General features: G+C 43.1%; 24 protein-coding genes. 10 read left to right on the top strand and 14 right to left on the bottom strand.

What is annotated here, in order from left to right:
- Position 1: 1 nt before the first annotated feature.
- Together hutU and hutC are read right to left on the bottom strand one after the other, a co-directional pair.
- Positions 2 to 1,672 carry a urocanate hydratase gene (hutU, locus tag H5114_RS12980; RefSeq protein WP_182723158.1) on the bottom strand — a complete coding sequence of 557 codons (1,671 nt, stop codon included), beginning with the start codon at positions 1,670 to 1,672 and terminating at the stop codon, positions 2 to 4.
- A 94-nt stretch (positions 1,673 to 1,766) separates the two neighbouring features.
- A complete protein-coding gene (gene hutC, locus H5114_RS12975; protein WP_182723157.1) occupies positions 1,767 to 2,474 on the bottom strand; it encodes a histidine utilization repressor in 708 nt (235 codons plus the stop codon).
- Between the two features lie 134 nt (positions 2,475 to 2,608).
- Here hutC and hutI point away from each other — a divergent pair, with 134 nt between their 5' ends.
- Both hutI and H5114_RS12965 read left to right on the top strand, forming a co-directional pair.
- Positions 2,609 to 3,841 carry an imidazolonepropionase gene (gene hutI / locus H5114_RS12970; RefSeq protein ID WP_182723156.1) on the top strand — a complete coding sequence of 411 codons (1,233 nt, stop codon included), beginning with the start codon at positions 2,609 to 2,611 and terminating at the stop codon, positions 3,839 to 3,841.
- A gap of 226 nt (positions 3,842 to 4,067) precedes the next feature.
- Positions 4,068 to 5,729 (top strand): amidohydrolase, encoded by a 1,662-nt coding sequence (locus H5114_RS12965; protein WP_182723155.1) that lies wholly within the window; start codon positions 4,068 to 4,070, stop codon positions 5,727 to 5,729.
- Positions 5,730 to 5,840: 111 nt separating this feature from the next.
- On the opposite strand, the gene H5114_RS12960 is transcribed toward H5114_RS12965, so the two are convergent.
- A complete protein-coding gene (locus H5114_RS12960; protein WP_182723154.1) occupies positions 5,841 to 6,689 on the bottom strand; it encodes a DUF6236 family protein in 849 nt (282 codons plus the stop codon).
- Positions 6,690 to 7,452: 763 nt separating this feature from the next.
- Positions 7,453 to 7,692: a YdcH family protein gene (locus tag H5114_RS12955; RefSeq protein ID WP_182698208.1), complete on the bottom strand. Its 240-nt coding sequence runs from the start codon at positions 7,690 to 7,692 to the stop codon at positions 7,453 to 7,455.
- A 180-nt stretch (positions 7,693 to 7,872) separates the two neighbouring features.
- On the opposite strand from H5114_RS12955, the gene H5114_RS12950 reads away from it, so the two are divergent.
- Positions 7,873 to 9,738: a DUF885 family protein gene (locus H5114_RS12950; RefSeq protein ID WP_182723153.1), complete on the top strand. Its 1,866-nt coding sequence runs from the start codon at positions 7,873 to 7,875 to the stop codon at positions 9,736 to 9,738.
- 74 nt (positions 9,739 to 9,812) lie between these two features.
- Here the strand turns inward: H5114_RS12950 and H5114_RS12945 are convergent, their stop codons facing one another.
- Positions 9,813 to 11,006, bottom strand: coding sequence for an alpha/beta hydrolase-fold protein (locus H5114_RS12945; protein WP_182723152.1), 1,194 nt, complete (start codon positions 11,004 to 11,006; stop codon positions 9,813 to 9,815).
- Between the two features lie 212 nt (positions 11,007 to 11,218).
- Between H5114_RS12945 and mtnC the strand changes: the two genes are divergently transcribed.
- Positions 11,219 to 11,899 (top strand): acireductone synthase, encoded by a 681-nt coding sequence (gene mtnC, locus H5114_RS12940; protein WP_182723151.1) that lies wholly within the window; start codon positions 11,219 to 11,221, stop codon positions 11,897 to 11,899.
- Between the two features lie 60 nt (positions 11,900 to 11,959).
- Here mtnC and H5114_RS12935 read toward each other — a convergent pair whose 3' ends face one another.
- Entirely contained in the window at positions 11,960 to 12,991 is a 1,032-nt protein-coding gene (locus tag H5114_RS12935) for a hypothetical protein (RefSeq protein WP_182723150.1), read from the bottom strand.
- Between the two features lie 137 nt (positions 12,992 to 13,128).
- On the opposite strand from H5114_RS12935, the gene H5114_RS12930 reads away from it, so the two are divergent.
- Both H5114_RS12930 and H5114_RS12925 read left to right on the top strand, forming a co-directional pair.
- On the top strand, positions 13,129 to 13,551 hold the full coding sequence (locus H5114_RS12930) for a thioesterase family protein (RefSeq protein ID WP_124016666.1): 423 nt from the start codon (positions 13,129 to 13,131) through the stop codon (positions 13,549 to 13,551).
- 79 nt (positions 13,552 to 13,630) lie between these two features.
- Positions 13,631 to 13,888, top strand: a complete 258-nt coding sequence (locus H5114_RS12925; protein ID WP_124016665.1) for a GNAT family N-acetyltransferase — start codon at positions 13,631 to 13,633, stop codon at positions 13,886 to 13,888.
- Positions 13,889 to 13,928: 40 nt separating this feature from the next.
- Here the strand turns inward: H5114_RS12925 and H5114_RS12920 are convergent, their stop codons facing one another.
- The 6 genes from H5114_RS12920 to H5114_RS12895 form a co-directional block, all read right to left on the bottom strand.
- Positions 13,929 to 14,315 (bottom strand): acyl-CoA thioesterase, encoded by a 387-nt coding sequence (locus H5114_RS12920; protein ID WP_404948351.1) that lies wholly within the window; start codon positions 14,313 to 14,315, stop codon positions 13,929 to 13,931.
- Positions 14,316 to 14,734: 419 nt separating this feature from the next.
- Positions 14,735 to 15,214, bottom strand: coding sequence for a hypothetical protein (locus H5114_RS12915; protein WP_182723148.1), 480 nt, complete (start codon positions 15,212 to 15,214; stop codon positions 14,735 to 14,737).
- Positions 15,215 to 15,459: 245 nt separating this feature from the next.
- Positions 15,460 to 17,253, bottom strand: a complete 1,794-nt coding sequence (locus H5114_RS12910; protein ID WP_182723147.1) for a long-chain fatty acid--CoA ligase — start codon at positions 17,251 to 17,253, stop codon at positions 15,460 to 15,462.
- Between the two features lie 129 nt (positions 17,254 to 17,382).
- Positions 17,383 to 18,675 carry an ABC transporter permease gene (locus H5114_RS12905; protein WP_182723146.1) on the bottom strand — a complete coding sequence of 431 codons (1,293 nt, stop codon included), beginning with the start codon at positions 18,673 to 18,675 and terminating at the stop codon, positions 17,383 to 17,385.
- Positions 18,672 to 19,541 carry an ABC transporter ATP-binding protein gene (locus H5114_RS12900; RefSeq protein ID WP_182723145.1) on the bottom strand — a complete coding sequence of 290 codons (870 nt, stop codon included), beginning with the start codon at positions 19,539 to 19,541 and terminating at the stop codon, positions 18,672 to 18,674. Before H5114_RS12900 ends, H5114_RS12905 begins: the two co-directional genes overlap by 4 nt.
- 54 nt (positions 19,542 to 19,595) lie before the next feature.
- Positions 19,596 to 19,973: a GntR family transcriptional regulator gene (locus H5114_RS12895; protein ID WP_124016658.1), complete on the bottom strand. Its 378-nt coding sequence runs from the start codon at positions 19,971 to 19,973 to the stop codon at positions 19,596 to 19,598.
- Positions 19,974 to 20,067: 94 nt separating this feature from the next.
- Between H5114_RS12895 and H5114_RS12890 the strand changes: the two genes are divergently transcribed.
- From H5114_RS12890 to H5114_RS12875, 4 genes are all read left to right on the top strand, one after another.
- Positions 20,068 to 21,666, top strand: a complete 1,599-nt coding sequence (locus H5114_RS12890; protein ID WP_182698197.1) for an alpha/beta hydrolase — start codon at positions 20,068 to 20,070, stop codon at positions 21,664 to 21,666.
- Positions 21,667 to 21,668: 2 nt separating this feature from the next.
- Positions 21,669 to 22,403, top strand: coding sequence for an ATP-binding cassette domain-containing protein (locus tag H5114_RS12885; protein ID WP_124016656.1), 735 nt, complete (start codon positions 21,669 to 21,671; stop codon positions 22,401 to 22,403).
- Positions 22,403 to 23,536, top strand: a complete 1,134-nt coding sequence (locus H5114_RS12880; RefSeq protein WP_182723144.1) for an ABC transporter permease — start codon at positions 22,403 to 22,405, stop codon at positions 23,534 to 23,536. The genes H5114_RS12885 and H5114_RS12880 overlap by 1 nt, the downstream gene beginning before the upstream one ends.
- Before the next feature lie 151 nt (positions 23,537 to 23,687).
- On the top strand, positions 23,688 to 23,912 hold the full coding sequence (locus H5114_RS12875; RefSeq protein ID WP_124016654.1) for a hypothetical protein: 225 nt from the start codon (positions 23,688 to 23,690) through the stop codon (positions 23,910 to 23,912).
- A 52-nt stretch (positions 23,913 to 23,964) separates the two neighbouring features.
- On the opposite strand, the gene H5114_RS12870 is transcribed toward H5114_RS12875, so the two are convergent.
- Together H5114_RS12870 and mog are read right to left on the bottom strand one after the other, a co-directional pair.
- Complete coding sequence (locus H5114_RS12870) at positions 23,965 to 25,527, bottom strand: diguanylate cyclase (protein ID WP_182723143.1); 1,563 nt, start codon at positions 25,525 to 25,527, stop codon at positions 23,965 to 23,967.
- 232 nt (positions 25,528 to 25,759) lie between these two features.
- Entirely contained in the window at positions 25,760 to 26,293 is a 534-nt protein-coding gene (gene mog / locus H5114_RS12865; RefSeq protein WP_124016651.1) for a molybdopterin adenylyltransferase, read from the bottom strand.
- Between the last annotated feature and the right edge of the window lie 27 nt (positions 26,294 to 26,320).

Genomic DNA, 26,320 nt, shown 5'->3' with positions numbered 1-26,320 from the left:
GTTATGCTCCTAACATTGGCAGGTCTAAGCCTTGCTCTTTGGCACAGTTTTTTGCAATGTCATAGCCAGCATCTGCATGACGCATTACCCCAGTAGCGGGGTCGTTCCATAATACTCGGCCTAATCTTATCGCAGCCTCATAGGTACCATCGGCAACAATCACCACCCCTGAGTGCTGACTAAAGCCCATGCCTACGCCGCCGCCATGATGTAATGATACCCAAGTCGCACCACTGGCCGTATTGAGTAAAGCATTCATTAATGGCCAATCCGATACCGCATCAGAACCATCGAGCATGGCTTCGGTTTCACGGTTTGGACTGGCTACTGAGCCAGAATCTAAGTGATCACGACCAATGACAATCGGTGCGGATAACTCACCATTTTTGACCATTTCATTAAAGGCTAGCGCTAAGCGGGCACGATCTTTTAAGCCAACCCAACAGATACGTGCCGGCAGACCTTGAAATGCAATACGCTCACGCGCCATGTCGAGCCAATTGTGTAACTGCGGATTATCAGGGATCAGCTCTTTGACTTTGGCATCTGTCTTATAGATATCTTGCGGATCGCCAGACAAGGCTACCCAACGGAATGGTCCAATGCCTTCACAAAATAATGGCCGCACATACGCAGGCACAAACCCTGGGAAGTCAAACGCATTCTTCACACCTTCTTCAAAGGCCATTTGACGAATATTATTACCGTAATCCGTGGTTGCCGCACCGGCTGCTTGTAATGCCAACATAGCTTTAACTTGAACGGCCATTGACTGCTTAGCCGCTTTAACCACTGCCGCTTCGTCAGTTTTACGCATTTGCGCTGCGTGCTCTAAGGTCCAGCCTTGAGGTAAATAGCCGTTTAATGGATCGTGGGCTGAGGTTTGGTCAGTGACCACATCAGGCACAATGCCGCGAGTCACTAACTCAGTAAACACATCGGCGGCATTCGCTAATAAACCCACCGAAACAGGCTTGCCGCTTTGGTTTGCTTCATAAATCATCGCTAATGCTTGATCTAATGAAGTGGCTTTTTTGTCGACGTAACCGGTGCGCATGCGAAAATCGATCCGGCTTTCATCGACTTCACAGGTTAATACTGAATAACCCGCCATAGTACCAGCCAATGGTTGCGCACCGCCCATGCCGCCTAAACCGCCAGTTAAAATCCACTTGCCAGCTGACGAGCCATTAAAGTGCTGTTTTGCCATGGCGACAAAGGTTTCGTAGGTGCCTTGAACAATGCCTTGGGAACCAATATAAATCCACGAACCAGCGGTCATTTGGCCATACATAGCCAAACCTTTTTTATCCAGTTCATTAAAGTGCTCCCAGTTAGCCCAATGTGGTACTAGGTTTGAATTAGCAATAATCACGCGGGGCGCATTGGCATGAGTGGTAAACACCCCAACAGGTTTACCAGACTGCACTAATAAGGTTTCATCGTCTTCAAGGCGTTTTAGCACCTCAATAATCTTGTCGTAACTTTGCCAGTCACGCGCAGCACGGCCAATACCGCCATAAACCACTAGGTCTTCTGGGCGCTCGGCTACATCTGGGTGGAGGTTATTCATTAACATCCGCATTGCCGCTTCAGTTAACCAGCTTTTACACTGTAATTGAGTACCGTGCGGGGCAATAATGCGACGGCTTGGATCATGTCGTTTGTCCATATTATCCTCTTCAACCGATTAATTCGGTTTGGTTTTTTATTGGTTTTGTTGTTTATGATTAATGTCTTAAGGTTTTCATTTTCGATATCACTATTTAACGCGCAAACGTTAAATGACCACCCAGTTTAAATTTGCTGCCCGGGTGAACTAAGCGAGCAAAACTGACCACACCTTGGCGTGACCAAGTACGACGTAAAATTTGTAAACAAGGTTCACTCGCCGCAATGGCTAAACGTTGCTGCAACAGCTCATTAGCCATAATGGCTTCAACGGTATGTTTAGCCTCTGTCAGTGGCGCCACCGCCGATAAATATTCATGGGGTGTATGTAAGTTAAAATCTTGTTGTAGGTAATCAGGTACAAGTAGTGGGTTCACATAACGCTCTTCAACTTGCAGTGGTAAGCCTTGCTCGCAATGCACTAATACTGAATAAAATACTGGGTTGCCGACTTCAAGTCCTAACGCATTTGCCACCGCTGTTGAGGCATCTATTTGTTTTAGTTCCAGCTGTTGAACGCTATAGCCATGGCCGCGATCTTTTATCTCGTCGGCAATATTACGAATAGCCAACAGTGACGATTGCGACTTTAATCCCGCCACAAACGTGCCTACCCCTTGAGTACGCTCTAACACGCCCGAGTCCACCAGCTCAGTTAACGCCCGCCTTGCTGTCATGCGGCTACAGGCAAACAATTCAGTTAACTGATTTTCAGACGGCACTCGATCGTTTTCTTGCCATTCGCCCGTTTCAATACGGCTCAAAATGAATTGTTTTATTTGGGCAAACTTTGCTTGGACCATATCAGCAGCTCTCAGGTTTTTTAGACAATAATGCCATTGCTGTTTAAAAACACATCATTCATCCTACCTTGTATATACAAGCTAAAACAAGTATTGTTTAGCAAACAGTTATAAACCGATTTTGAGGGGATGTTATGTCGTGGGATCAAGTGTGGATTGATGTAAACGTGGCCACCATGGATACCAATATCCAAGGGGCTTACGGCGTAATACCTCAAGCGGCCATTGCAGTAAAAGACGGTAAAATTGCTTGGGTTGGCCCGCGCAGTGAACTACCTGAGTTTGATGTACTGGCAACACCTGTTTACAGAGGCAAAGGCGGCTGGATCACGCCGGGGCTCATTGATGCACACACCCACTTAGTCTTTGCCGGTAATCGTGCCCACGAATTTGAACAGCGTTTACAAGGTGCGACTTACGCCGAAATCGCTCGCGCAGGTGGCGGTATTATCTCAACGGTTAATGCGTGTCGTGATGCCGATGAAGCCGAACTCTTTGAACTGGGCCGACAACGCTTAAACGCCCTAGCCAGAGAAGGCGTCACCACAGTTGAAATTAAATCAGGCTATGGCTTGAACACCGAAACCGAACTTAAATTACTTCGCGTAGCGCGTGAACTCGGCGAGCATCATCATATTGACGTCTGCACCACCTTTTTAGGCGCCCATGCTATCCCGCCAGAATATAAAGATAATGCCGATGCGTATATCGACCTCGTCATCAATGACATGCTCCCCGCGGTAATCGCTGAAAACCTTGCTGATGCTGTGGATGTCTTTTGTGAAAATATCGCCTTTAGTATTGAGCAAACGGAGCGAGTATTAACCGCAGCGAAACAAGCAGGATTACAGATAAAACTGCATGCCGAGCAATTAACCAACATGGGCGGTAGCGCCTTAGCCGCCAAGCTTGGGGCTAAATCAGTCGATCATATTGAGTTTTTAGACGAAGCTGGCGTTAAAGCCATTAGTGAAAGCGGTACCTGCGCAACCTTGTTACCAGGGGCATTTTACTTTTTACGCGAAACCCAATTACCGCCAATTGAATTACTGCGCCAATACAAGGTACCTATGGTGATTGCCAGCGATTTTAATCCGGGGTCATCGCCTATTTGCTCAACCTTATTAATGCTCAATATGGCCTGTACGCTATTTAGATTAACCCCAGAAGAAGCCTTACAAGGTGTGACCATTAATGCTGCAAAAGCGCTGGGTATCGATAATAATGTCGGCAGTATTAACATCGGTAAACAAGCCGATTTTTGTTTGTGGGACATCACCACACCAGCACAATTGGCTTACGCATACGGGGTTAATCCGTGCAAAACCGTGGTCAAAAAAGGTCAGGTAATTGCCCTACCGCATTAATCGTGCAGTAACCTGTCAGTTACTGTGATTTAGTCATCCGCCATGACAACAGCTTAACGTCTCATCAGAATTGGCCGTTAAGCTGATTTACAAATCCTTAGACAAAGGAGTTAAACACATAAACCGCTAATCGACATCCCATCACCCCATTACGCCTCTTGCCATTAACGATTAATTAACATTTAATGGGTACTGATTAAATGGTCGCATGACAAGGGATAACAAGATGAAAAAAGGGTATTTAGCGCTATCGATAGCATTGGGTTTTGCAGGTTTTAGCGCTAACAGCATGGCGCAAACCACACTGGTGCATCACGTTAATGGCTACACGCTCGTTGACGGCAAACTGCAAACCTTTAATGCGATTCAATTTACCGATGATAAAATTGATCAGTTATTTAGCCAAAATCAAACCTTACCAACGGCGACTGATATCACCTTAATTGATGGACAAGGTAAAACGCTACTGCCTGGATTAATCGACGCCCATGGTCATGTACTGAATTACGGCTTGAGCCTACTCACTGCTGATTTGACCAATACCAGTAGCGAGCAAGATGCTGTTGCGCGAGCTCAAGCATTCAGTAAAAAAAATCCCACCGATGGCTGGCTGATGGGTCGCGGTTGGAACCAAGAATTATGGGACAGTAAGCAATTTCCCAGCAAAGAAAGCCTAGATAAAGCCTTTAGCGCTAACCCAGTGTCATTTGGTCGGGTAGATGGCCATGCTATTTGGGTGAATAGCAAAGCCCTAGCGCTAGCCGGTATTTCCGCCAACACAGTCGCGCCAGAAGGCGGGGAAATTGTTAAAGATGCTCAAGGTAATCCAACTGGCGTACTTATCGACAATGCAATGAACTTAGTGTTTAACATCATTCCAGACCTTAACCAGCAACAACTTGAATCCACTTTAACGCTAGCAATGAACAGCCTTGCCTCTTACGGACTCACCAGCGTTCACGATGCTGGCATTAGCATTGCTAACATCAAAGCCTACCAGCAATTAGCCGATAAAAAAGCTATGAGCATTCGAGTCAATGGCATGCTGTCGGTAGAAGACCCACGCTTTGACACTATATTAAAACAAGGATTCATCACCACGGTTGACGATATGTTTAAAGTCGACAGCGTTAAAATATCAGCCGATGGCGCACTGGGCAGTCGCGGCGCTGCGTTAATCAAAGAATACTCAGATCAACCTGGCCATAAAGGCTTAATGCTTTACTCAGACGAGCAATTAGGCAAACTAATTTTACAGTCGATGAAAGCGGGATTTCAGGTCAACACCCACGCCATTGGCGATAATGCCAATCAAGTCGTACTCGATAAATACCAAACCGCGATTGCAGCCACAGACTCTAAAGCATTACGCCACCGCATTGAACACGCACAAATTCTCGATTTAGCCGATATACCGCGCTTTGCCCAACTTGGGGTTATCGCCTCAATTCAAGCAACACACGCTACCAGCGATAAAAACATGGCCGAAAATCGTTTAGGTAAAGCCCGTCTAGCCGGCGCTTATGCATGGCGAAAACTGTTAAATGCCAATGCCGTTATCGCCAACGGTTCAGACTTTCCCATCGAGTCACCTAACCCATTTTTTGGATTACATGCATCAGTTACCCGCCAAGATCATGTTAACCAGCCACTCGACGGCTGGCTCTCTAGCGAAAAACTATCACGCATCGAAGCACTCAAAAGCTTCACCATCGACGCCGCCTACGCGGGCCACCAAGAGCAATTATTAGGTTCATTAGAACCCGGTAAAAAAGCAGATTTTATCTTAGTCGAAGATGATTATTTTAAAATTGACCCACAACAGATTTGGCAAAACAACGTCATCGCCACCTGGGTTGATGGCCGCAAAGTGTTTGCAAAAGAGTAAACAATGTTGAGCATGGCTTATTGGTAAGCAAGATAAGTGCAATGAGTCTTGAACACCTTATTAGCCCGTGTGCCAAAGTGACACCCTGATTGATTTTTGAATCCTAATTTATTAGCTTTTTAGATCACGATTAACGCTTGATATATAAGCAAAATCATTGCGTAACCCTTTGGTTCCTGTAACTCTAGGCGCCGTCGAAAAGTCAAATTTCATCACAGAAGCCACTGCTCCAGCAGCTGCGCCAAGGGTTATAGGTAAACTTGACATCGCTGCTAAACCAGCACCTTTAACGGAGTTGTCTATAACATTTGGTATACTTATATCCACTTTAAATCCAGATAAGAATTTCGAACTCCAAGACTCACTAGCTACAACGTTTAAATTTGAAATACTTTTCTCAAGCTTCGTTAAAGCAACGTTTTTAGAACGCGGGATATCATTACTCTTTGTAATATCGATATATATATCATCCATACACATCCGAAACTCTGCAAGTTCATCCTTTCTTTTTACCTTAAAATTAAGTATCTCTTCATAAGATACATCGTCACCTGGTGAGGGGAGAATATTGTAAAGCTCAAACTCAACACTCGAAGTGTTTTTAGATAGGCTGTCAGGTACAAATAAACGTGAGCTATTTTGACCTAACGTCCACTTACCAGGATCTTGCTCATTTAATTTCCTAATGGCTTCGGCTTGCGCGATTAAATATACATTCCCGATGTTGCCACTAAAACCATTTATATTAATATTCGTACGCTGAAGAACATTCTCATTATATAGAAATTCAAATTCTGGAGAATCTCCAATATGAATAATGTTGTTATTAGGAAATTCAACTTTATCCCAATACAACAAATAGTGCTTCAAGTTAGTCGATTCAATTCCAACTAACCCAGGAAAATGTAATGAATGACCATCAAAAGTGAAATATGGTGTTACTACTATGCCTCGATCCATCGAGCTTCTCCACTGAAAGCTAACATTTTAGTATTTATGCGTTGCGTTGTTTGCGACGCATAAATCGCTTGTTGAACTTGGGCGATGCCATATCCAACTTTAATTGGTATGTTTTATGTTATAGGAATTTGCTTTTTTACGGTAGTTGTTTTTTATACAACACTTTAGCTAATCGATTGTTATAATTACATCTTTTAAAGTAGTGTTTTGTGATTTCTGTTGTCCTTACTACTAATTTTACGTCATTCCACGGATCTTAAACTTTCAGGATTCAATTACATTGAGGACGTTGAAGAAAATAGCGTGAGCTGGCCATGGACGGCCAGCTAGCTTTCGAGGGGAAGGGACGCCCCATCGGAAGCGTTAGCATTTTCGAATAAGGCCGAGGCGGACTAAAAATAAAGTTAAAAGCTGGATGAATCCCCATGGCGACCTTTTCGCTGTTTGAAAATGTTGCGGGGCGGCTGGGAGTTCCAAGAGGGAACAGCCGTTGGTTTCCTCTTGGTCTGGTGTGGGCGAAGCGCCACGACGTTAGTGGCCACAGGCCATAAAAACCTAAACGATAAAAGAAGAGAGTGGGATTCCGGCTCAAAAGCAATGCCGGAATGACAGTAGAATTGGCCCGTGCAGGGTGGAACCTTGCGATCTTAAGCATTAGTGGCCGCAGGCCATAAAAATAAGAATATAGCTGAGATAGCAGCAAAAATAGACCATGTCATCACAACCTAAATGGTGACATAGCCAAAAATGCCGAATAAACGAATTAAGCTTGCGTAAACTGCAGGTAAAGCTTGTCTTTGAGCACGGTTCGGTCAAGCTTGGCTTGATGCATAAAGTCATCACTTGTTGGAGAGTTGCGTAACTCCAGCTTACGAATTTCAGTATCTAAATTATGGTACTGCTTTGCATCTTCTGCAAACTCAGTATCAGTGGCGGTTAACATCAAAATCTTGTCTTGATACTCAGGAAAATCAACTAATAACGCATGGCTTTCACCTAACATATCCTTCTCCATTTCATGTCAATGTTCAATAATGTTAGACCATATTTATACCTCATCGTCAAACTGACAGCGTTATTTTTCAATAGGTCGCACATAAAACTGCAACAGCTTAAGTCTCATAACTGTTAGGATATGCTCATATTCGTACTTGAATGCCACTATTAACGTAATGAGTAATCAATGAAAAAAATTATCCCTGCCATTATTATAAGTCTGCTTGCCACCGCTTGTTCTGATCCCAGCACAGCTAATAACAACTCAAAAACAGCCAGCGACCAAACAGGTAACTCAGCGACCAAGCTAAGCCTTAAACAACAAGTAGAGTCGATCACGAGAGATTACTTTCTACTTAGACCAGAAATTGCCACTTACTATGGCGTGAGCGATGCCAGTATCAACGCCAAAGTGATGTCTAAACTCACCGACTACAGCCCATCTGGTGAAACTCACCGTCGAAAAGGCCTTAAGGCAATACTGAGTCAACTGAACAGTATTGATGCCTCAAGCCTTAGCGATTCAGAGAAAATAAGCTTGAACGCGATAAAATCGGAAGTAAAAGGCGCATTGCTGCCGGCTCAAACAGTGAATTATGGCACGGTATTAGGCGAATATGGTGTGTGGTTTTTACCCTACTCCGTCAACCACCTATCGGGTTTACAAATTGAATTTCCGGGTTATATGGAAGACAAATTTGCCGTAACCAATACCGATGAAGCGAACGCCTATTTAAACCGTTTAAGCATGTACCCTGCAGCAATGGGCACGCTTGTCGATAAGCTTAACCATGATGCCGATATAGGCGTCATTCCACCCGATTTTGTTATTGATAACACCTTACGAGGGTTACAGGCACAAATCAGCAGCCCGGCTAACATGCATCCTTTAGTCACCAGTTTTGGCGCTAAACTTAATACTGCAAAGGTTGCGGGTAGTGATGCGTTAATCAGCTCTGCCGCTGAACTGGTTGAAACTAAATACTATGCCGCAACTCGCCAACTAATCAATGCGTTAGAAGCCGTGCGTCCAAAAGCAACCCATGAAGCTGGCATTGGTCGTTTGCCTCAAGGGGCTAAGCTATATCAGACACTTATCCAACATTTAGGTAACTCAACTAAAACCGCCGATGACATTCATCAACTCGGTTTGGCCGAAGTGGCACGGATTACTCTCGAAATGGACGGACTACTTAAAGAGGTGGGTTATGTTGACGGTACTGTAGGTGAGCGCATGCAAGTATTGCTCAACGACCCACAATATCTTTACCCAAATACGCCAGAAGGTAAGCAACAACTAATGGCCGATATTGATGCCGACTTAGCCTTAGTTGATGCCAAATTACCAGACTGGTTTGGCCGTTTACCTGACCAAGATGTGGCCATTGAAGCGGTACCAGATAGTCGTGCGGCTTCAACTAGCGGTGCATTTTATGATGCCCCATCGCAAGATGGTTCACGCAAAGGCACGTTCTGGATCAGCTTGTATGATACAGCATCACTGCCATCATATTCATTACAAACCTTGACCTACCACGAAACCAATCCAGGTCATCATTTACAAACCATTATTGGCTTATCTGATGAATTGCCCCTGTTGAGTACCGTATTTTACTCCAATGCGGCTGGTGAAGGCTGGGCCTTGTACGCTGAACGCCTAGCTGCCGAAATGGGTATTTATGCTAATGACCCAATTGATAATATTGGTCGCTTACAATCTGAACTACATCGTGCAGTACGTTTAGTGGTTGATACGGGCATGCACGCCAAAGGTTGGAGCCGTGAAAAAGCCATTGATTACGCGGTAGCGACTGAAGGTATTCATCAATCTGAAGCGACAGCTGAGATTGAACGTTACACAGTATGGCCGGGGCAAGCACTGGGTTATAAACTAGGTGAGCTAAAAATTATCGAACTTCGCGAGAAAGCCAAACAAGTTTTAGGTGATAAGTTCGATATTAAAGTGTTTCATGATCGTCTTTTAGAAAATGGTGCATTACCGTTGGACTTAATGGAACAGAAAATCAATCAGTGGCTTGAAACTGCTGCGTAAACAATAACGCAATCAAAAATACGGGGCGAAATATCGCCCCGTATTTTACTGTAATAAACTCACCAGAGTTAATTTTACTGCGCTTGATATTCAGCTAATTGCTGAGTGTATTTACTTTGATAAAACGGATGATCAGTATTGGCGAGCGCTTGTTTTTCAAAAGCGATTGCTTGGTCAATGTCACCTGCTGCTGCATAAACACTGGCTAACGAATGATAAGCGGAGTCAGCTTTTGGGTAAGCGTTAATCGTGTCTTGATATACACTAATGGCTTGCTCCGGAGGTAAACTATCAGCCAACGCTAGCAGCGAATCAATCGCAGGTACATCAAAGCCATAAACGTCATCTGAAAGATGCTTGTAATAGGCTAGAATGGCCTTAGTACCTTGTTGTGACACCTCAGAGTCTGCCGCTAATACGCTATGCACATCATTAAATATCATCTCAATACCCAATGCCGTCGCCAAAATAGGTTGAGTCATATAATAGCTGCCATTAAAGCGCTTTATTTGATAATTCAATTTGCTATTGGCATGGGTCTGAATAATATTTTCAAGCGTCGCAAACGAGTCGAGCTGCCTTTGCTCAAAGTCGCTGTCGCTGGTGCTCACGAATAAAAATCGCGCCTGGTTTTTCATGCTTTGCAGCTTTTTGGGCGCATCGCTTAACACGTAGGCAAACTCTTTAGAAAGTACCGGACTGGCAGCAATATACGCATTAAACAGACTAGGACGATTGATGAGGCTATATAGCACTAAACCCGCATTGCCAGTAAAACCATTAAAAATACGAAAGCCATTGGTACGATAACGTTTATCTATCGCTGGCAATAAGTCTTGCTCAAAAAAATCCAGTAAAGCTTGGTCGCCTCGTTGTTCAATGGCCTGCTTTTTCAACTTGCCTAGCCCTTGATGACCATCTGGCGCGGTGACAATGATAGTCTCTAACCACGGCCATCCGCCATTATGGCTCATCCAATCGTGCATTCCCGACAAATACAAATGGCTACGTGGATGTAAGTCAAATAACACCACATAACGCTTATCGGTTTGCTTGGTATAACCGTTTGGCAAGGTCACCACAAAGTCAGCTGGGTCACTAAATAGAGTGGAACTGACACTCAGGGTTTCAGTGTTAAGTTGCGGCAATACCTCAGTGGCAGACACCGCGCCTATGGAGAAAAAACTCAGTAATAGCGTGTATCTCGTTATACGGTTAATCCAAATGAGCGGCCATTTGAAATAACGTTTTGTCCCTGTTGTAAGCATGGTGCCTTCCTTGTAAAACTCGAGCATAAAGTTATCCCTGAAGCTACCAGACCGCATCACTCAAGGCAATTTAGCGTTATCTAAACTTAGCTCACACCTTGCACTCAAAATCAGCGAATACAGGGGCAAAGTGATGAATAGCACTAGCCTTAATCCCCAATAAAGCATAGGATCATCATTAAGTTAATTATTGTTTTGGAGTAACAAGTCTTATGAGCATTAGAGCTATTATCGTTGATACCGCCGGTACCACTACCGATCTTAACTTTATTCAGGATGTGTTATTTCCTTACTCAAGAAAGGCTATGGCTGATTTTCTTGAGCAAAACCAACATAACGTAGTCGTTGATTATTGTATTAGCGATGTTAAAGATATCGCCTTAGAACCCGATGCGTCACTTGAACGAGTCATCGAGATTTTACAGCAATGGATCGACGAAGATCGCAAACTTACGCCACTGAAAACCCTGCAGGGATTAATCTGGAAACAGGGTTATAACCGCGTTGAGTTTACTGGCCATATTTATCCAGACTTTATCGAGAGCATTGAGCGCATTAAAGAGAAAGGCATTCGTATTTACAGCTTCTCTTCTGGCTCTGTCGAAGCACAAAAACTGTTATTCAGCCACACCGAAGCAGGCGATTTAACCGGTTCGTTCAATGGTCACTTTGATACCCGAACAGGCAATAAGTTAGACAAACAAGCCTACTGCAATATTTGCAATACCATCAGCTTGAAGCCAAAGCAGATCTTATTTGTGTCAGACGTAGCAGAAGAGCTTGTTGCTGCAGAAGCAGCGGGGATGACGACTTGCCAAATGATCCGTTTTGCCGATCAACGTCAAGCTAAGTGTAAAAAAGTAACTAGCTTTAGTGAGCTAACCTTCGATTAAGACTTTAGCAGCACATATAAAAAACGGCCTCTTGGGTCGTTTTTTTATATGTGCAACTTATTAGCTGCTAGGAAATGCCGGTGAGATGCATTTTTTAACTTCAAAATGATAACCATACACAGCATTGATATCTGGCGTTATCTCAAGTATTTCATAATCATTAAGTTCAACTACATGCGACAGTGGCAGCTTTTGGCAGCGCGATTTAGCATTAGCCTCTAACTGAAAAGCAAACAAGGCAATGGCTTTGCGCACACTGGTAAAATACTGGCTGCGTAAATGGTTATATGGCCGCTTCGCAATCTCATCGATCACGTCACGTTCTTGATCATGCACCAATTCATCAGCACTTTTAATCAACGGAGGCTCTGCAACCTCTTGCTGCTCACCTTGTTGTTTTACAACTAAAGGGGTGCCATCATCTGCGATTATTTCATCTTCTGTTTTGGCTTCAACTAATTGCACAACTTGTGGATCATCTAAGGCTTTCTCAATCTGCCCACCCAGATCCATCAGCATGGCAAGGTGATACAGCACAACAGCAGCTAAAATCACCCGCACCCAAAAAGTAGTACGATGAAAATGTTGATGACTAATCAAGCGAAAATTGGTTACACCAAAAGGACGGAGTAAAAAAGACACGGCAAACATCAGCGGGAAAATAAGCTGCAGCACTAACAATACTATACAGCTCATCACCACACTCCATGCTGGGATATACAATAATATGGCAAAGTTATGAGTATAATTAAAACTACTAGCAGCCACACCAACCACATCGTTAACCACTGAACTTGAGCTTGCCAAGGCAAAATTAGCTACGATGGCGTAGAACAATAACAACACCGCTTTACCAGCCAAACTGTGCCACATGCGTTCAAATAAATGCCAGAACTCAATCGACATCGCCATGACGCTGATAATCGCCACCCACACAACGGAGTCAGTACAAAACAACAACACTATCGCGACGAGGTAGAGCTTTTGCGGCGCACTCAGTTGAGTTTGCAGCTTAGCAAATCGTGCAGTAAACACTGCCCAACATGACGATATCCATAAACTCGATGTTGTTAGATAAGTCTCTTTTCGCAAGGTGAAATCCTTATAAGTTCACTGGATATACTTACTGTAATAGCCACTGTCCCTTGTTGTTCATCGTCCGGACTGTTAGATTAACAGTTGAAATTTAAACAAGCGTTTAATTTATTAATCCACAACAGAGAACCGCCATGAATGACTTTTTAGCTCAACATTCTATCAGCACAGACATTCAAGTAGCATGGGGGGAAATGGATGCTCTACAACACGTTAATAACTCAGTATATTTTAAGTATTTTGAAACCGCGCGTCTCGATTTCTTTAATCAAATTAACCTACTAGGCGATATAAAAACCACTGGAGTAGGTCCAGTATTAAGCGAAACCAATGCCCGCTTTAAGCGCCCACTGACCTTTCCTGACGCTATCATTGTTGGCGTAAAAATAAGTGACATCACTCAAGATCGCTTTGTGATGCATTACACAGTGTTCAGTAAAGCACAGCAAGCTGTTACGACTATCGGCTGGGCAAAAGTGGTGATGTTTAACTTCAAAACAAACCAAAAAGCCAAATTAACCCCAGAATTACTTGCCGCATTGAAGCTGCATGAATAACGATCTTTTGTAACCGCATGCATAACGACATTAATCTTGCTTAAACAATGCAGCAATCAATAACAATAGAGAACAAGCCATGAGCAACCAAGAAGCTGTAACAGTGCAACATCAAGTCGATCGACATCGTTTTGTGGTCGTCACTCAAGGGGCTGAAGCCGTGCTCGAATACCACTTAGATGGTCAAAGTATCGATTTCCAGCGCACCTTTGTCCCACCGGCTTTACGCGGCCAAGGTATTGCTGAAAAATTAGTTCGTACTGGGCTGGCGTGGGCTAAAACGGAAAATTTTAACATCAATACCAGCTGCAGCTATGTGGTCAAATTTATACGTTAAGCCCTTATGTTACCTAAAGCTATTATGGCTCATTAACACCTTAAACCGGACCCGTTAACGCTGCCAATTGCTGACGTACAAGCTCAGCAAGTGGCTCGCTTTTTTCAGTTTGGTAATTGTAGTGAACCATGGTGGTGGTCGCTTCAGCGGTTTTTTTACCTTGCTGCCAACAGCTTTGTAATATATCGAAGCTGCTATTGCCTAAACGGCTAATATGCGTTTTAACCACAACTTCTGCGCCATAATACGTTGGCGCGGTAAAGGCGACTGTAAAACCAGCAATGATCATGTTCCACTTAGTTAAATCTTGTCCTGGATTTACGATTTCAAAAATGGGCTCACGAGCCGCTTCAAACCACACAGGAATAACCGTGTTGTTAATGTGTCCTAATGCGTCGGTTTCACAAAAGCGCGGTTTGAGGGTCATGCTAAATTGAGTGTCTGTCACAAAGAATCCTTTATTATTATTTTGAGTCCATTGACGCTTTGCTCGGTGAACAAATGTCATTAGCCCATTCTAACGACACATCTCACTCGAGGTCATCAAAAAACTCCTGAATACGAAAGTATTTATAGATAATGCGAGGAACCAAATTTAACACTTTGAAAAAATTGACTTTTAGATGAATATCGTACTCATCTATGATGGTCAAAATCAACTAAACAGACAAAATGCCATCAAATCTCGGCGAAAATCTTGTCACTCCGAAGCCAAACAACTATTCGACATATTTTCCTATCGCGTAAATACTGACTCCATCACATGAATGGACTCACTATTATTGCCGTTCGTATACTGACCCAAACGACAGAGCCACAAGTGAGTTTAATCAACGAAGAGCTGCTTTAATTTTTAGAGCCTTCTTCTGCAGCTATCTCCGCAAGAACAGATTTATAGTCTTCAACACTATTTAATCGATGTTGAACAAAAATTTGATATTGTGTGCTGTCTAAAATAAAAATTGAGCTAATTGTTATAACAGCTGAAACCAATTTAACAAGGAATACTCCAACGGAAAAATCTTCTATTATCACAACAGGAACCAGCAAAACCAAAAGAGAATATTGAGCAACTCTCAGCACTTTAACGGCAAAAAATGAACCTAGAATTACTTGGTAATTCACCAAGCAAAAACTGATCGATAAAACGGCTAGCACACCTAAAATCACTTCTGCTGAAGGGTCAAAATAAAAATTCAATGTAACAGATGCCGCTACTCCAAATGATATAGTCATCAACACAGAAGCAATTAAAAAGGTTATAAATGACAACAAGGGCGGAAATATCCCAACAGAAACATCTTCACTCTGCGAATTGTTGATCATGTACCACTCATCTCTGCAAAAATACCACTAGCCAACACTTTCTGGCTAAATTGATTGCCATAAAAAGACTGAGTGCTAGATCTAAAAACAGGCTTTCCATTTACCGTGATAATTTCCATAGTTCCCTCTATGTTGCCTAATTTTAAAATAGAGTATTGTACCTCTACTGGAAATACTGGCAATTATCACTAAGTATTACAAAAAAGGACGCTAGTGCGTCCTTTAGGATTATTATTGATAATTAATTACTGCCCGTACATGGCATTAATTTCACTATGATATTTGCTGTAAATCATTTTACGACGCAGCTTTAATGTTGGCGTAATGAGTCCAGACTCCATTGAAAATGCTTCATGTAGTAAAGTGAATTTTTTGATTTTTTCAAACCCAGCTAGCTCATGCTGCAACTCAATTAATCGCTGCTCAAAATGAGCCACCACTTGTGAGTGACGTAATAACTCAATTGGGTTTTCAACATGAATACCTTGGGCTTTAGCCCAAGTATTTAATGCTTCAAATGCTGGCACAATGAGGGCAGATACATAATTACGCGCATCGGCAACAATGGCGACTTGTTCGATAAACGGACAACAAGCCACCTTACCTTCAACTCGCTGCGGTGCTATGTATTTACCGTTCGAGGTTTTCATTAATTCTTTAATGCGATCGGTAATATATAAGTTACCTTGCTCATCAATACGCCCTGCATCACCGGTTTTTAACCAACCATCGTCAAAGGCTTCAGCAGTATCTTGTGGTCGATTGTAATAACCACGCATCACGGTGTCGCCACGTACCAAAATTTCGTCGTCTTTGCCTAGCTTAATTTGCATGGCATCGAGTGGCTTGCCGTTCGATCCCGATACGCGATTATCTAAGGTGTTACAAGTTACTGTGGCGCTGGTCTCTGTCATGCCATAACCACACAATACCGGCACATCAATGCTGTGAAAAAAGCTGCCCACATTAACATCCAGAGCTGCACCGCCAACAGGCATAAACTTTAACCTGCCACCCAACACTTGCTGTAGCTTACTGTAAACCAGCTTGTTAGCCAGCTGCCACTGTGCACTTAACCACAAACTTCCTGCAGCACGGCCTTGGCTAACGTCAAATTGACGTTTGCCTACTCTCATCGCCCAGGCAAACAGAGCTTGCCTTGGTTTAGAGGCTCGGCCAACTTTATCGTGTACTGCGCTGTATATTTTCTCTAAAAATCGCGGCACAACACATAAGGTATGAGGTTTTACCGCAACGAGGGCTTCTTTAATTCGATTCGTGTCGTTTAGATAGACATTATGGCCGCCGCGACACAATACATACATGCTCCAACCGCGTTCAAATACATGGCTCAGCGGTAAAAATGCCAACGACACATCACCCGCTGTAAAAGGTAACTTACTGTCATGTTGATTGATCATTGAGGCAAAATTACGGTAGTCCAACATCACACCTTTAGGGTTACCTGTGGTGCCAGAGGTATAAATCAGCGTTAATAAGTCATCTAGGTTGCTATTGGAAAGCCTGGTATTGAGTTCTGCGTTAATCAGCGGATTAAATTGCGCCGCTAATACCTGATCAAAATACACATGATTATCGGCATTCAGGGTCACATTCGCATCAAACACCACAATATGCTCTACGCAGTCTGCTTGAGCAGCAATGGTACATGCCATGTCGTATTGCTGTTGGTTACCGGCAAAAATTAATTTAGCTTGAGCATCATTAACAATAAACACCGCTTGATCGATAGTACTGGTGGGATACACAGGCACGACCACATTGCGCGCTTTTAGGGCGCCAATATCAGCACAAGTCCACTGTGGGCAGTTTTGGGCTAAAATAACCACCTTGTCTTGTACTTGTAAGCCAAATTCAATTAACAACTGTGCGACTGAGTCGGTGATTGTATTAAATGCACTCCAAGAGACAGTGTGCCAAGGGGCCGGCATATCAAAGCCTTCAAGGGCGATATTCTGACCTAGAGACTGACCTTGTTGCTGCAGAAGTTGGACTACGTGGTATTGATCTAATGACATATGGCTGTGGCCTTTTTAGCTTACAGGTGTTCCGCTTTTCGCATTCTACATTAAGCGGCCACAAACCATAAGAGCTTTTGCTCTATTTTTGAGCTTAACGTCACGTTCGGACTAAAATTAGACCTGCTGTTAAGCTGCACTAATGCCATTTTTCCATAACTGACTCTTACCCCACACTAGTGCAAGTATACCGATGACCACTAGCGGAATATCAATAAGCAGCCACATCGTCAAGCTGTCGCCGTCCCTTAAGGCGGCAAAGCTCAGTGACACCAGAATGGAGTGTATCAATACAATCAGCATTGCCGCAGTCGCTTGATAGCTGTTACGACAAGCCGAGCCAGCACCGAGCATAATGGCACAGCCCCAAAAGGTACTTAATCCTAAATGAGCCACAAACGGCAGAGTTATTTGTGGATCAATAAGCCATTTTACTAGCCCTAGCGCACTGACCATCATCACCAACACCACAATAAAACGATATTGGCTTCGATAAAATGCATCACGCAATCCGTTCAGGCCACTATAACAAGGTAGTAAAAACAAGGTTTCTGCCGCGCGCCAACGTTGAATTCGGCTCCAATGAACGATGGAGCAACTGAGCACCGAAAATTGTGCCAATAAAAATAATGTTGGCAAATTAATCTCAAACAACCACGATAACAACATCAATCCAAGAGCGATAATTGGCAAGCACAACATCATTACCGCCAGCACAGGACCAATGAAAAAATTCATCGGGTGGAAAAAACGTTCAAAGCGGGTAATCCAAGTAAAACCTTTTATGCTTGGCAACCACATCCAGCCCATTTGCACGGCGTTGAGGTACACCACACGCGATTCTCTGTTCCAGCGTAAGCGCCGACACAAGTCAATAACATGATAAGACAGTATCGCAACAATAATCAGCATTATCCACGTCGGTATGGTGAGTACTAATCGATCTAATAAGGGTACCGCTATGAATAACAAAAATGATAAATGAAAACTGTTACTGCGCCATAAACAAGCCCACACAAACAGTAAACCGACCACAATGGCGAGGAGTAATTTGGGGATGACATCATAAGCAGAAAAACTAATACAGATTAATAGCTGTATCAATAACATGCCCGCCGCGATGCTCGCTGCTTGTATGAGTACATGCTGTTGATAACCAGGTATTAGACCGGTCAACTCGGTTGCTGATAACCGATTTAGCTGCCACGCGATTGCTGCTGCAGTAGATACAGTAGCCATTGAAAAAACCAGGCTAACAACTTCAGTTTTACCGCTGATAAAGCACAACAGTCCTAACACTAAGCCTAATCCTGCAGTGGCAATAAAACTGACACTGCCTAAGTCATATAACCATAAACGCAGCATGCCACGATAAGGTTTACGCCATAAGCTATTGCCACGGTTAAACTGCTGCAAACTCATCGATGCAGCTCCATAAATAACTGTTCTAAATTAACGGCCTTGGCACTCTGCACTCCCGTGATGACGGCCGAGTCGCCTTGCGTGTCCACCAGCATATTTAGCCCGCTTTGACTCAAAATTTTGTAGCTTGATGGTAAGGTGGTACCGTCATTTATGCTGAGTAATTTAACCTCTTCTCGCAGGGCATCAATCTCTTTAAACAGCACTAGTTGACCTTTTTTAATCAGGGCAACATGACTGGCAACGCGTTCTAAGTCAGAGGTGATATGCGATGAAAATAATACAGCAGAACCCGAATCAAGCGCGAGATCAAATAAGTCGCTCATAAACTTGCGTCTGGCGATAGGGTCAAGGCTGGCGACGGGCTCATCGAGTAATAACAAACTTGGGCGGTACGCCATGGCCATGATCAAGGCCAATGATTGACGCTGCCCAACCGAGAGTTTTTGCACCGCTTGGGTGACATCTAAATCGAACCGCTCTAACCAATCTTGCTCAAGTGTCATATCCCAGCTTGGGTAGAAGCTTCGATGCAATTCTAATGCTTTATCAATGGTAAAACCTTCATAACCAAAAGGCTGCTGTGGTACATAACCAATACGTTCTTTTGCCTGAATAGATAACGCGGCAGGCGTTTCGCCTAAGGTTAAAATATCCCCTTGATCAATATCAATAATACCTAACGCACAGCGCATTAGTGTCGACTTACCGGCACCATTTTGGCCTAATAATCCGACCACCATCCCAGGATAAAGTGTTATCGATAGATCGGATAATACTGTATGTCCTGCTGCCGATTTATCTTTGGCGGCAAAAGTTTTGCTCACATGATTAAAACGTAAAATGGGTTGTTGTTCGGATTCCATTGTCGACTTCCTAGATAATATCCTTAACGATAAAATGAATGAACTGTGTTGCTGCTATTCTTTATCCCAATATTGCGCCAGCAAACGCTGTAATTGGTCATAATCGACTCCTAACTGGCGCGCTTGCTCAACTAACTCAGATAATTGCGGTGCCAGTAAACTACTACCAGAAGCACTATTGGCTGACGTTCTTGCTGCCACACGTGATGGCTGGCCACGACGACGTTCAACCCAACCTTGGTCGACAAGTTGCTGCATAGCCCGCGACACTGTCATTGGGTTTACAGCTAAATGCTCAGCAAGTTGACGTACCGAAGGCAGCACATCTTCTGGGTGCAATTGTCCGCCAACAATTAAGCGCACGATTTGATCGTGTAACTGTCGATAAATGGGTTCACCACTGCTGGGGTTGACATTTAATAATTCTAACATTAGCCTTTAGGAACTGTATTAATACATTGATACACTCATACACTAGATGCTAAGGTATCATAATCGTCATGAAATGCAAAAAGGAAACGTTCCGATGATCAACAGGAAGTTTGTCAACACAGCCTTAGCAGAGCGAATTAACCGCCCTGGTTTATGCCATTCGCTAACGCTTACGAGCCGCTGGTTTATTGCTGCTATAAGTATTTTACTCGCCAATTATAGCTATGCCGACACACCAGAGGTTAATCTCGCAGCGGCTGCTAAAACCAGTGCTTGTTACTTAGACGGTTTAGACGAGCAGCTTCAATGCGGTAAAATCAGCGTGTTAGAAAATCCTAAGCTCACTGATGGCAAGAGAATCGACATTCATTTTGCTATTTTACCAGCGATTAAAAACACTCATCCTGGTGAAGCCTTACTGGCCATCGCAGGTGGTCCTGGCCAATCAGCGATTGAAAATGCAGCTGGTTTTAATCGTATGTTGTCAAAGGTTCGTCAGCAACGCGACATTTTACTCATCGATCAACGCGGCACGGGCCAATCGAATATTCTATCTTGTGACGATGACACCACTGAATTACTCAGCATGAATGATGACGATATCGATGTGATTGCCATGACCGAAAAATGCCTCGCCGACATTGATGCCGACATCACACAATACGGTAGCAACTCAGCATTAAAAGACTTTGAAGCGGTACGCAAATTTTTAGGCTATCAAAAACTGCATTTATACGGCATTTCTTATGGTACACGCATGGCACAGCTTTATATGCGCCACTATCCAGAAGCACTATTGACAGTAACATTAGATGGCGTGGTGCCCATGCAACAAAGTGTTGTCGCCATTGGTAGCTCAATAGAACGTGGCTTAAATGTATTATGGCGCGACTGTAAAAGTACTCCAGCTTGCCAACAGCAATTTCCTGAATTAGCTGACGAGTTCAATAAAGTCGATATGCTACTCGCGAAAGCCCCCATTAGTCAGCAAGTACGTGATCCGCTTACCGACGAACTCAGTGACTTTTTACTCACACGCGGTAAGTTTAGCGGCGCAATCCGCATGGCGATGTACATGCCAAACATACGTGCACTGATCCCCCATGCGATTCACCAAGCTGCACAAGGTAATTATCAACCCATATTAGGTATTTACACCTTAACTGCAGACAGTACAGGTATTGCTATCGGTATGCATGCCTCTGTGGTGTGCGGCGAAGACATTCATCGCATTACTTCACAAATGCGCAAAGATGCTAAAGACTCCTATATCAGTGGCAACATGCTAGAGGGGCTAGAAAAAACTTGCCAAGCTTGGCCAATGCCATCTGAGAGTGAGAATTTCAGCGAACCAATCCACAGTGACATACCGACCCTACTATTATCTGGCGAGCTAGACCCGGCTACGCCACCTAACTGGGGCGCGCTAGCGCAAGAGAAACTCACCCATTCAAAACATTTTATTGCGCCTTATGCTACCCATGGTGTAGCAGGACAGAGCTGTGGTAATGACCTAGTCGCCCAATTAGTTGAACAAGGCTCGGTAAAAGACATTAATGGCGAATGTTTGCAAAAAGATGTTCGTCGCAGTTTTTACCTCAACGCGAATACTGTAGAAGCATTGCCAGTTGTCAAAACGCCCACAGACATAGAAACAACAGCGCCAGCGAATACTGCTGCAGATAAGGAATAATCATGATTACTGTTGCAAACTTAACCAAAAAGATTGGCGATGTGCAGGCGTTAGATGATTTAAGTTTTAGCGCTGAAAATGGTCAAATCACTGGATTACTTGGCCCAAATGGTGCCGGTAAAACCACCTGTTTACGCACCTTATTTGGCTTACTTAAGCCTGACTCAGGAACCGCGACCGTCAATGATATTGATGTCGCTATCGATCCTATTGGTGCTAAAAAGCAGCTAGGCTTATTCCCCGACCCTTTTGGTTTGTATGAGCGCCTTACGCCGCGTGAATACATTAGCTTCTTTGCCGAGCTCAGTGGCATGTCGCGTAAACAAGCCAAGCAAGCCACCGCCGATGTGATTGCACAATTGAAGCTTGAAGACATTAGCGACCGTCGTTGCAAGGGTTTTTCCCAAGGCCAACGAATGAAAACGGCCTTAGCACAAGCCATAGTGCACAAGCCAAGTAACATCATTTTAGATGAGCCCACTCGCGGACTCGATGTCATGAGCACTCGCTTACTGCGCGATATTTTATTGCAACTCAAAGCTGAAGGTCATTGCGTGCTGTTTTCAAGCCATGTAATGCAAGAAGTCGCCGCTTTGTGTGATCGCGTCATCGTAATGGCTAACGGCAAAGTTGTTGCCATCGGTAGCCCAGATGAACTGTGTCAGCAAACAGGTAAAGACTCGCTTGAAGATGCATTTATCGAACTTATCGGAACAGACGAAGGGATTGCAGCATAATGAAAATGATACTCGCAATGGTGCGTAAAGAACTCGTCGACGCCGCACGCGACAAACGATCGGTAATGGCTGGTCTTTACTATGCCATCGGTACACCGTTGATCATGTGCGCCATGTTTATGGTGTTAATTGGCCAGTTATCTAGCCCTGAAGATTTAAACATCAACATCCACAATGCCGACAAGGCGCCAGATTTAGTGCGCTACTTAAGTAATAACGGCATAAACCATGGTGAAGATGAACAAGCTAAAAAAATCATCTTAACCATTAGCGATGAATATGCCGCTAACATGGCTAAAGCCAAACCGGCAGAAGTATTATTGATTGCTGATAATTCAGATGAGAAGCTACAAAAGTCGATTCGTCGACTTGAACGTCAGCTGCAAACATATAGCGCAGAAATGGGCAGCATACGTTTAATTGCCCGTGGAATTAATCCACGCATTACCCAACCACTCAAAATAAATATTGAAGATCAAGCCACACCGGACTCTAAAGGTGGAATGATTTTGGGTATCGCCATTTTCACCATGATGTATTCAGTGTTTATCTCTGGAATGAACCTCGCTATCGACACCAGTGCTGGTGAGCGCGAACGTAATTCGTTAGCGTTATTGCTTAGCCATCCCATGAGTACCCGCCAGTTAGTGATAGGTAAAATCATTGCCGTAACCTGTTTTGCTTTACTGGGGTTAATCTTGATTTTACTGGTATCTAAAGTGGCTTACCCTTTTGTTCCGTGGCAAGAAATTGGCTTTACCGTCAATATCACTGAAGATTTCATGGGCTTAATGTTCTTAGTTGGTATTCCCGTCGCGTTAATGGCTGCAACCTTGCAACTGTATGTGTCGTTTATGGCTAAAACCTTCAAAGAGGCACAATCATACTTAACCATGGTGTTATTTGTCCCCTTGGCACTTTCTATGGCCGCCAGTTACAACATAGCTCCAGACGTATTGCAGTGGCTACCTGTGTCGGGCCAGCAACAAGCCTTAATGGACTTTATTAAGGGCCGTGAAATTCCAATGATGCAATTAATCGTGTCGTCTGTGGCCACATTAGTAATAGCCATTGGATTAGCCGCTGGCTTAGAGAAGTCACTTAAGAGTGAAAAAGTGGTCTTTGGCTTATAACTACTGTTATCAGCGTTAATTGATAACGGTGTGACGCCAGCCTTAACGGTTTAGAGTAAGGCAGGTAGATTTACAACCAATTGATTCAAAACTGATTCACAACTGATTCACAAGAATTGATATAGCAAAGAGCATTAACAAGGAGCATATTATGGACAACGATATTGCGATCATAGCGTTAGTATTTATTGTTATTGTCGGCACCACGGCATCCGAAATGTTTAAACATTATTTAAAGCATAAACAAAAAGCTGACGCCGATGGTGTCGCCGATATAAAAGCCCAAAACCAAGCATTAATCGAACGGATACAAGTGTTAGAAAAACTGGTAACTGACAGCGATTTTGAGCTTAAGCAGCAATTTAAAAAGTTGTAGTGCTTGCGCTAAAGTGCCAAATATCGAGTTAACTCATCGGTATTTGGCATATTTAGTTGCTAAACCTCGCCACGATGACGGTATTACGCCCCGTTTGTTTGGCCAAATAAAGTTGCTCATCTGCATGTTGTAGTACATCGCTAAAGTTGTATTTTTGTACGCCGGCTAATTTATCATCAACCACAACAACACCAATACTAACGGTGACCCAATTTCGGCCATCTATTTTATTGGGGATCTGCAATTGCTCGATAGACTCACGAATTTCTTCTGCGACTTTCAATATATTTTGATAATGATTATCGGCCAAAATTATACAAAACTCCTCACCACCATATCGAGAAGCAAGCGCATCATATGGAGCCATGACCTTTACCAGACAGGTCGCGACGGCAATTAATGCATCATCGCCATTAAGATGACCTTGTTGATCATTAAAATACTTAAAATTATCGACATCAATCATCATCACACTGAAACCAATATTTTCCAGATGCCAACGTGAAATAATTCGCTTTGAAAATGATTCTAGTCCTCTCCGGTTAGTAATGCCTGTGAGCGAATCTTGAACCGCTAAGGTCTCTAAGTAATTTTGTTGAGCGTTAAACTTAAGCAGTAATTGATTAAATGAGTAAGACACATTTTCGATTTCATCGATGAAATGATTGGAAGCCATTTTGCTCATAAAATTATTATCTGATGAGTCATTAATGCTTTTGTTAAAACGAATAAGCGGCTCAATAAGTAATCTTGATAATGCTATTAACGAGAGAGAAACAATCAACACTATTGACAACAATATCGTTATGGCCGAGACCCAATTCAATTGGGGTAACGACACTTTTTTATGGTGTAAAGTCACCTGTATTGCTTGGTTATCAAATGTATTACGAATTAGCCAACTGTGTGATGGCGCAATGTTTTCAATTGGTTTTAAACTAAAAAACTCTTGCATGCTTTTGGTTGATGTTTGTACATCAGCAATTGAAAAGTTCACTAAAGAAAACTGACTGATATCTTTAATTAACGCTTTATCCACTAAACGAACCATAGTTAAACTACCAACGATTTCACCGTGACCAGTCGATGGTAAAATAGTGGTATTACTAAAGTAAATGAGCGCCCCGCCAAAAACGATATAACCACTGCGGCTAGACACTGTTTGTGATGCAATTTCTGCTGTTGTCGGCAAAATAGCAAAAGATGGTATATTTTGCTGATGAATTAAATCAACGAGTGACAATCTGGATGATGTTAATGAGTCATCCTGATAATCCCAAACCAACTCATTATTAATGTCACTGACAAAAACAGCATCAATATTTGCAGCTTTAAATGCATTGTCAGGCATACTGCGTTGAACAAAATCATCAGTCGGGTTACCAATATATTCAACTAACTCATCCCACACGGCGTAATCGTAACATAAGGTCGTTAAGCTGTTTTTTGATAACGATAATGCAGAATACAACAAATTATATTCTTGTTGTTGCTGATCTAAAATTTCAGTTTTTATTCCAGGAAGGTAGAAAAAATAGTAAATACTCACCAATAACATGGTTATTGTCAGTAATAGTGAAGACAATAATAAAAGCGAAAAACGTTTTAATGTCATAATGAACCAGCCCTACTGAAGATATATTGCTAGTGTAGTACTAAATATGACTCAAAGTACTTTTTACAACATAATCAATAATAAGAAACACAAACAGGTACAAACATAAAACTCATCTATCACAGCAAATTAAACCGGTTATCAAGCAAACGTTAATGAACAATCGCAATGGTCATTAGCTCTGTATCGGCTTGCAACAACAGCAAACTAATACAGAGCCCGCTTATTAATACTACTTAGCTTTCGGTCTAAACGGCTTCATCACGGCTTCGTCACAGACTAAAAACGGTCCGTCCATTAAGTCGATACAATAAGGTATTGCGGGAAATACAGCATCCAAACATTCGCGGATTGACTTAGGTTTACCAGGTAAATTAACAATTAACGAGTTGGCACGAAGACCCGCTGTTTGACGAGACAAAATAGCTGTAGGCACAAACTTTAATGATTCGGTGCGCATTAGCTCACCAAAACCAGGCATCATTCTGTCGCACACAGCTTCGGTGGCCTCTGGCGTTACGTCGCGTTTTGCTGGGCCCGTGCCACCAGTGGTGACAATTAAACAGCAATCTTGATTATCGGCTAAATCAATCAATGTGGCTTCAATAACGTCACGCTCATCAGGTATCACCTTGTAAACAGGTTCCCATTCAGACGTTAAATACGCATTCAATACTTCAATAATGGCTTTACCAGACAAATCTTCGTACACGCCAGCGCTGGCACGATCACTCACAGTCACGATGCCGATTTTAGCTTTGCTCATGGTTATTTTTCCCTTATGAGGTTAAAT

Source organism: Shewanella sp. SR43-8 (assembly GCF_014163775.1).
Taxonomy (GTDB): Bacteria; Pseudomonadota; Gammaproteobacteria; order Enterobacterales; family Shewanellaceae; genus Shewanella; species Shewanella vesiculosa.
This window is presented reverse-complemented; position numbering and strand designations above follow the sequence as displayed.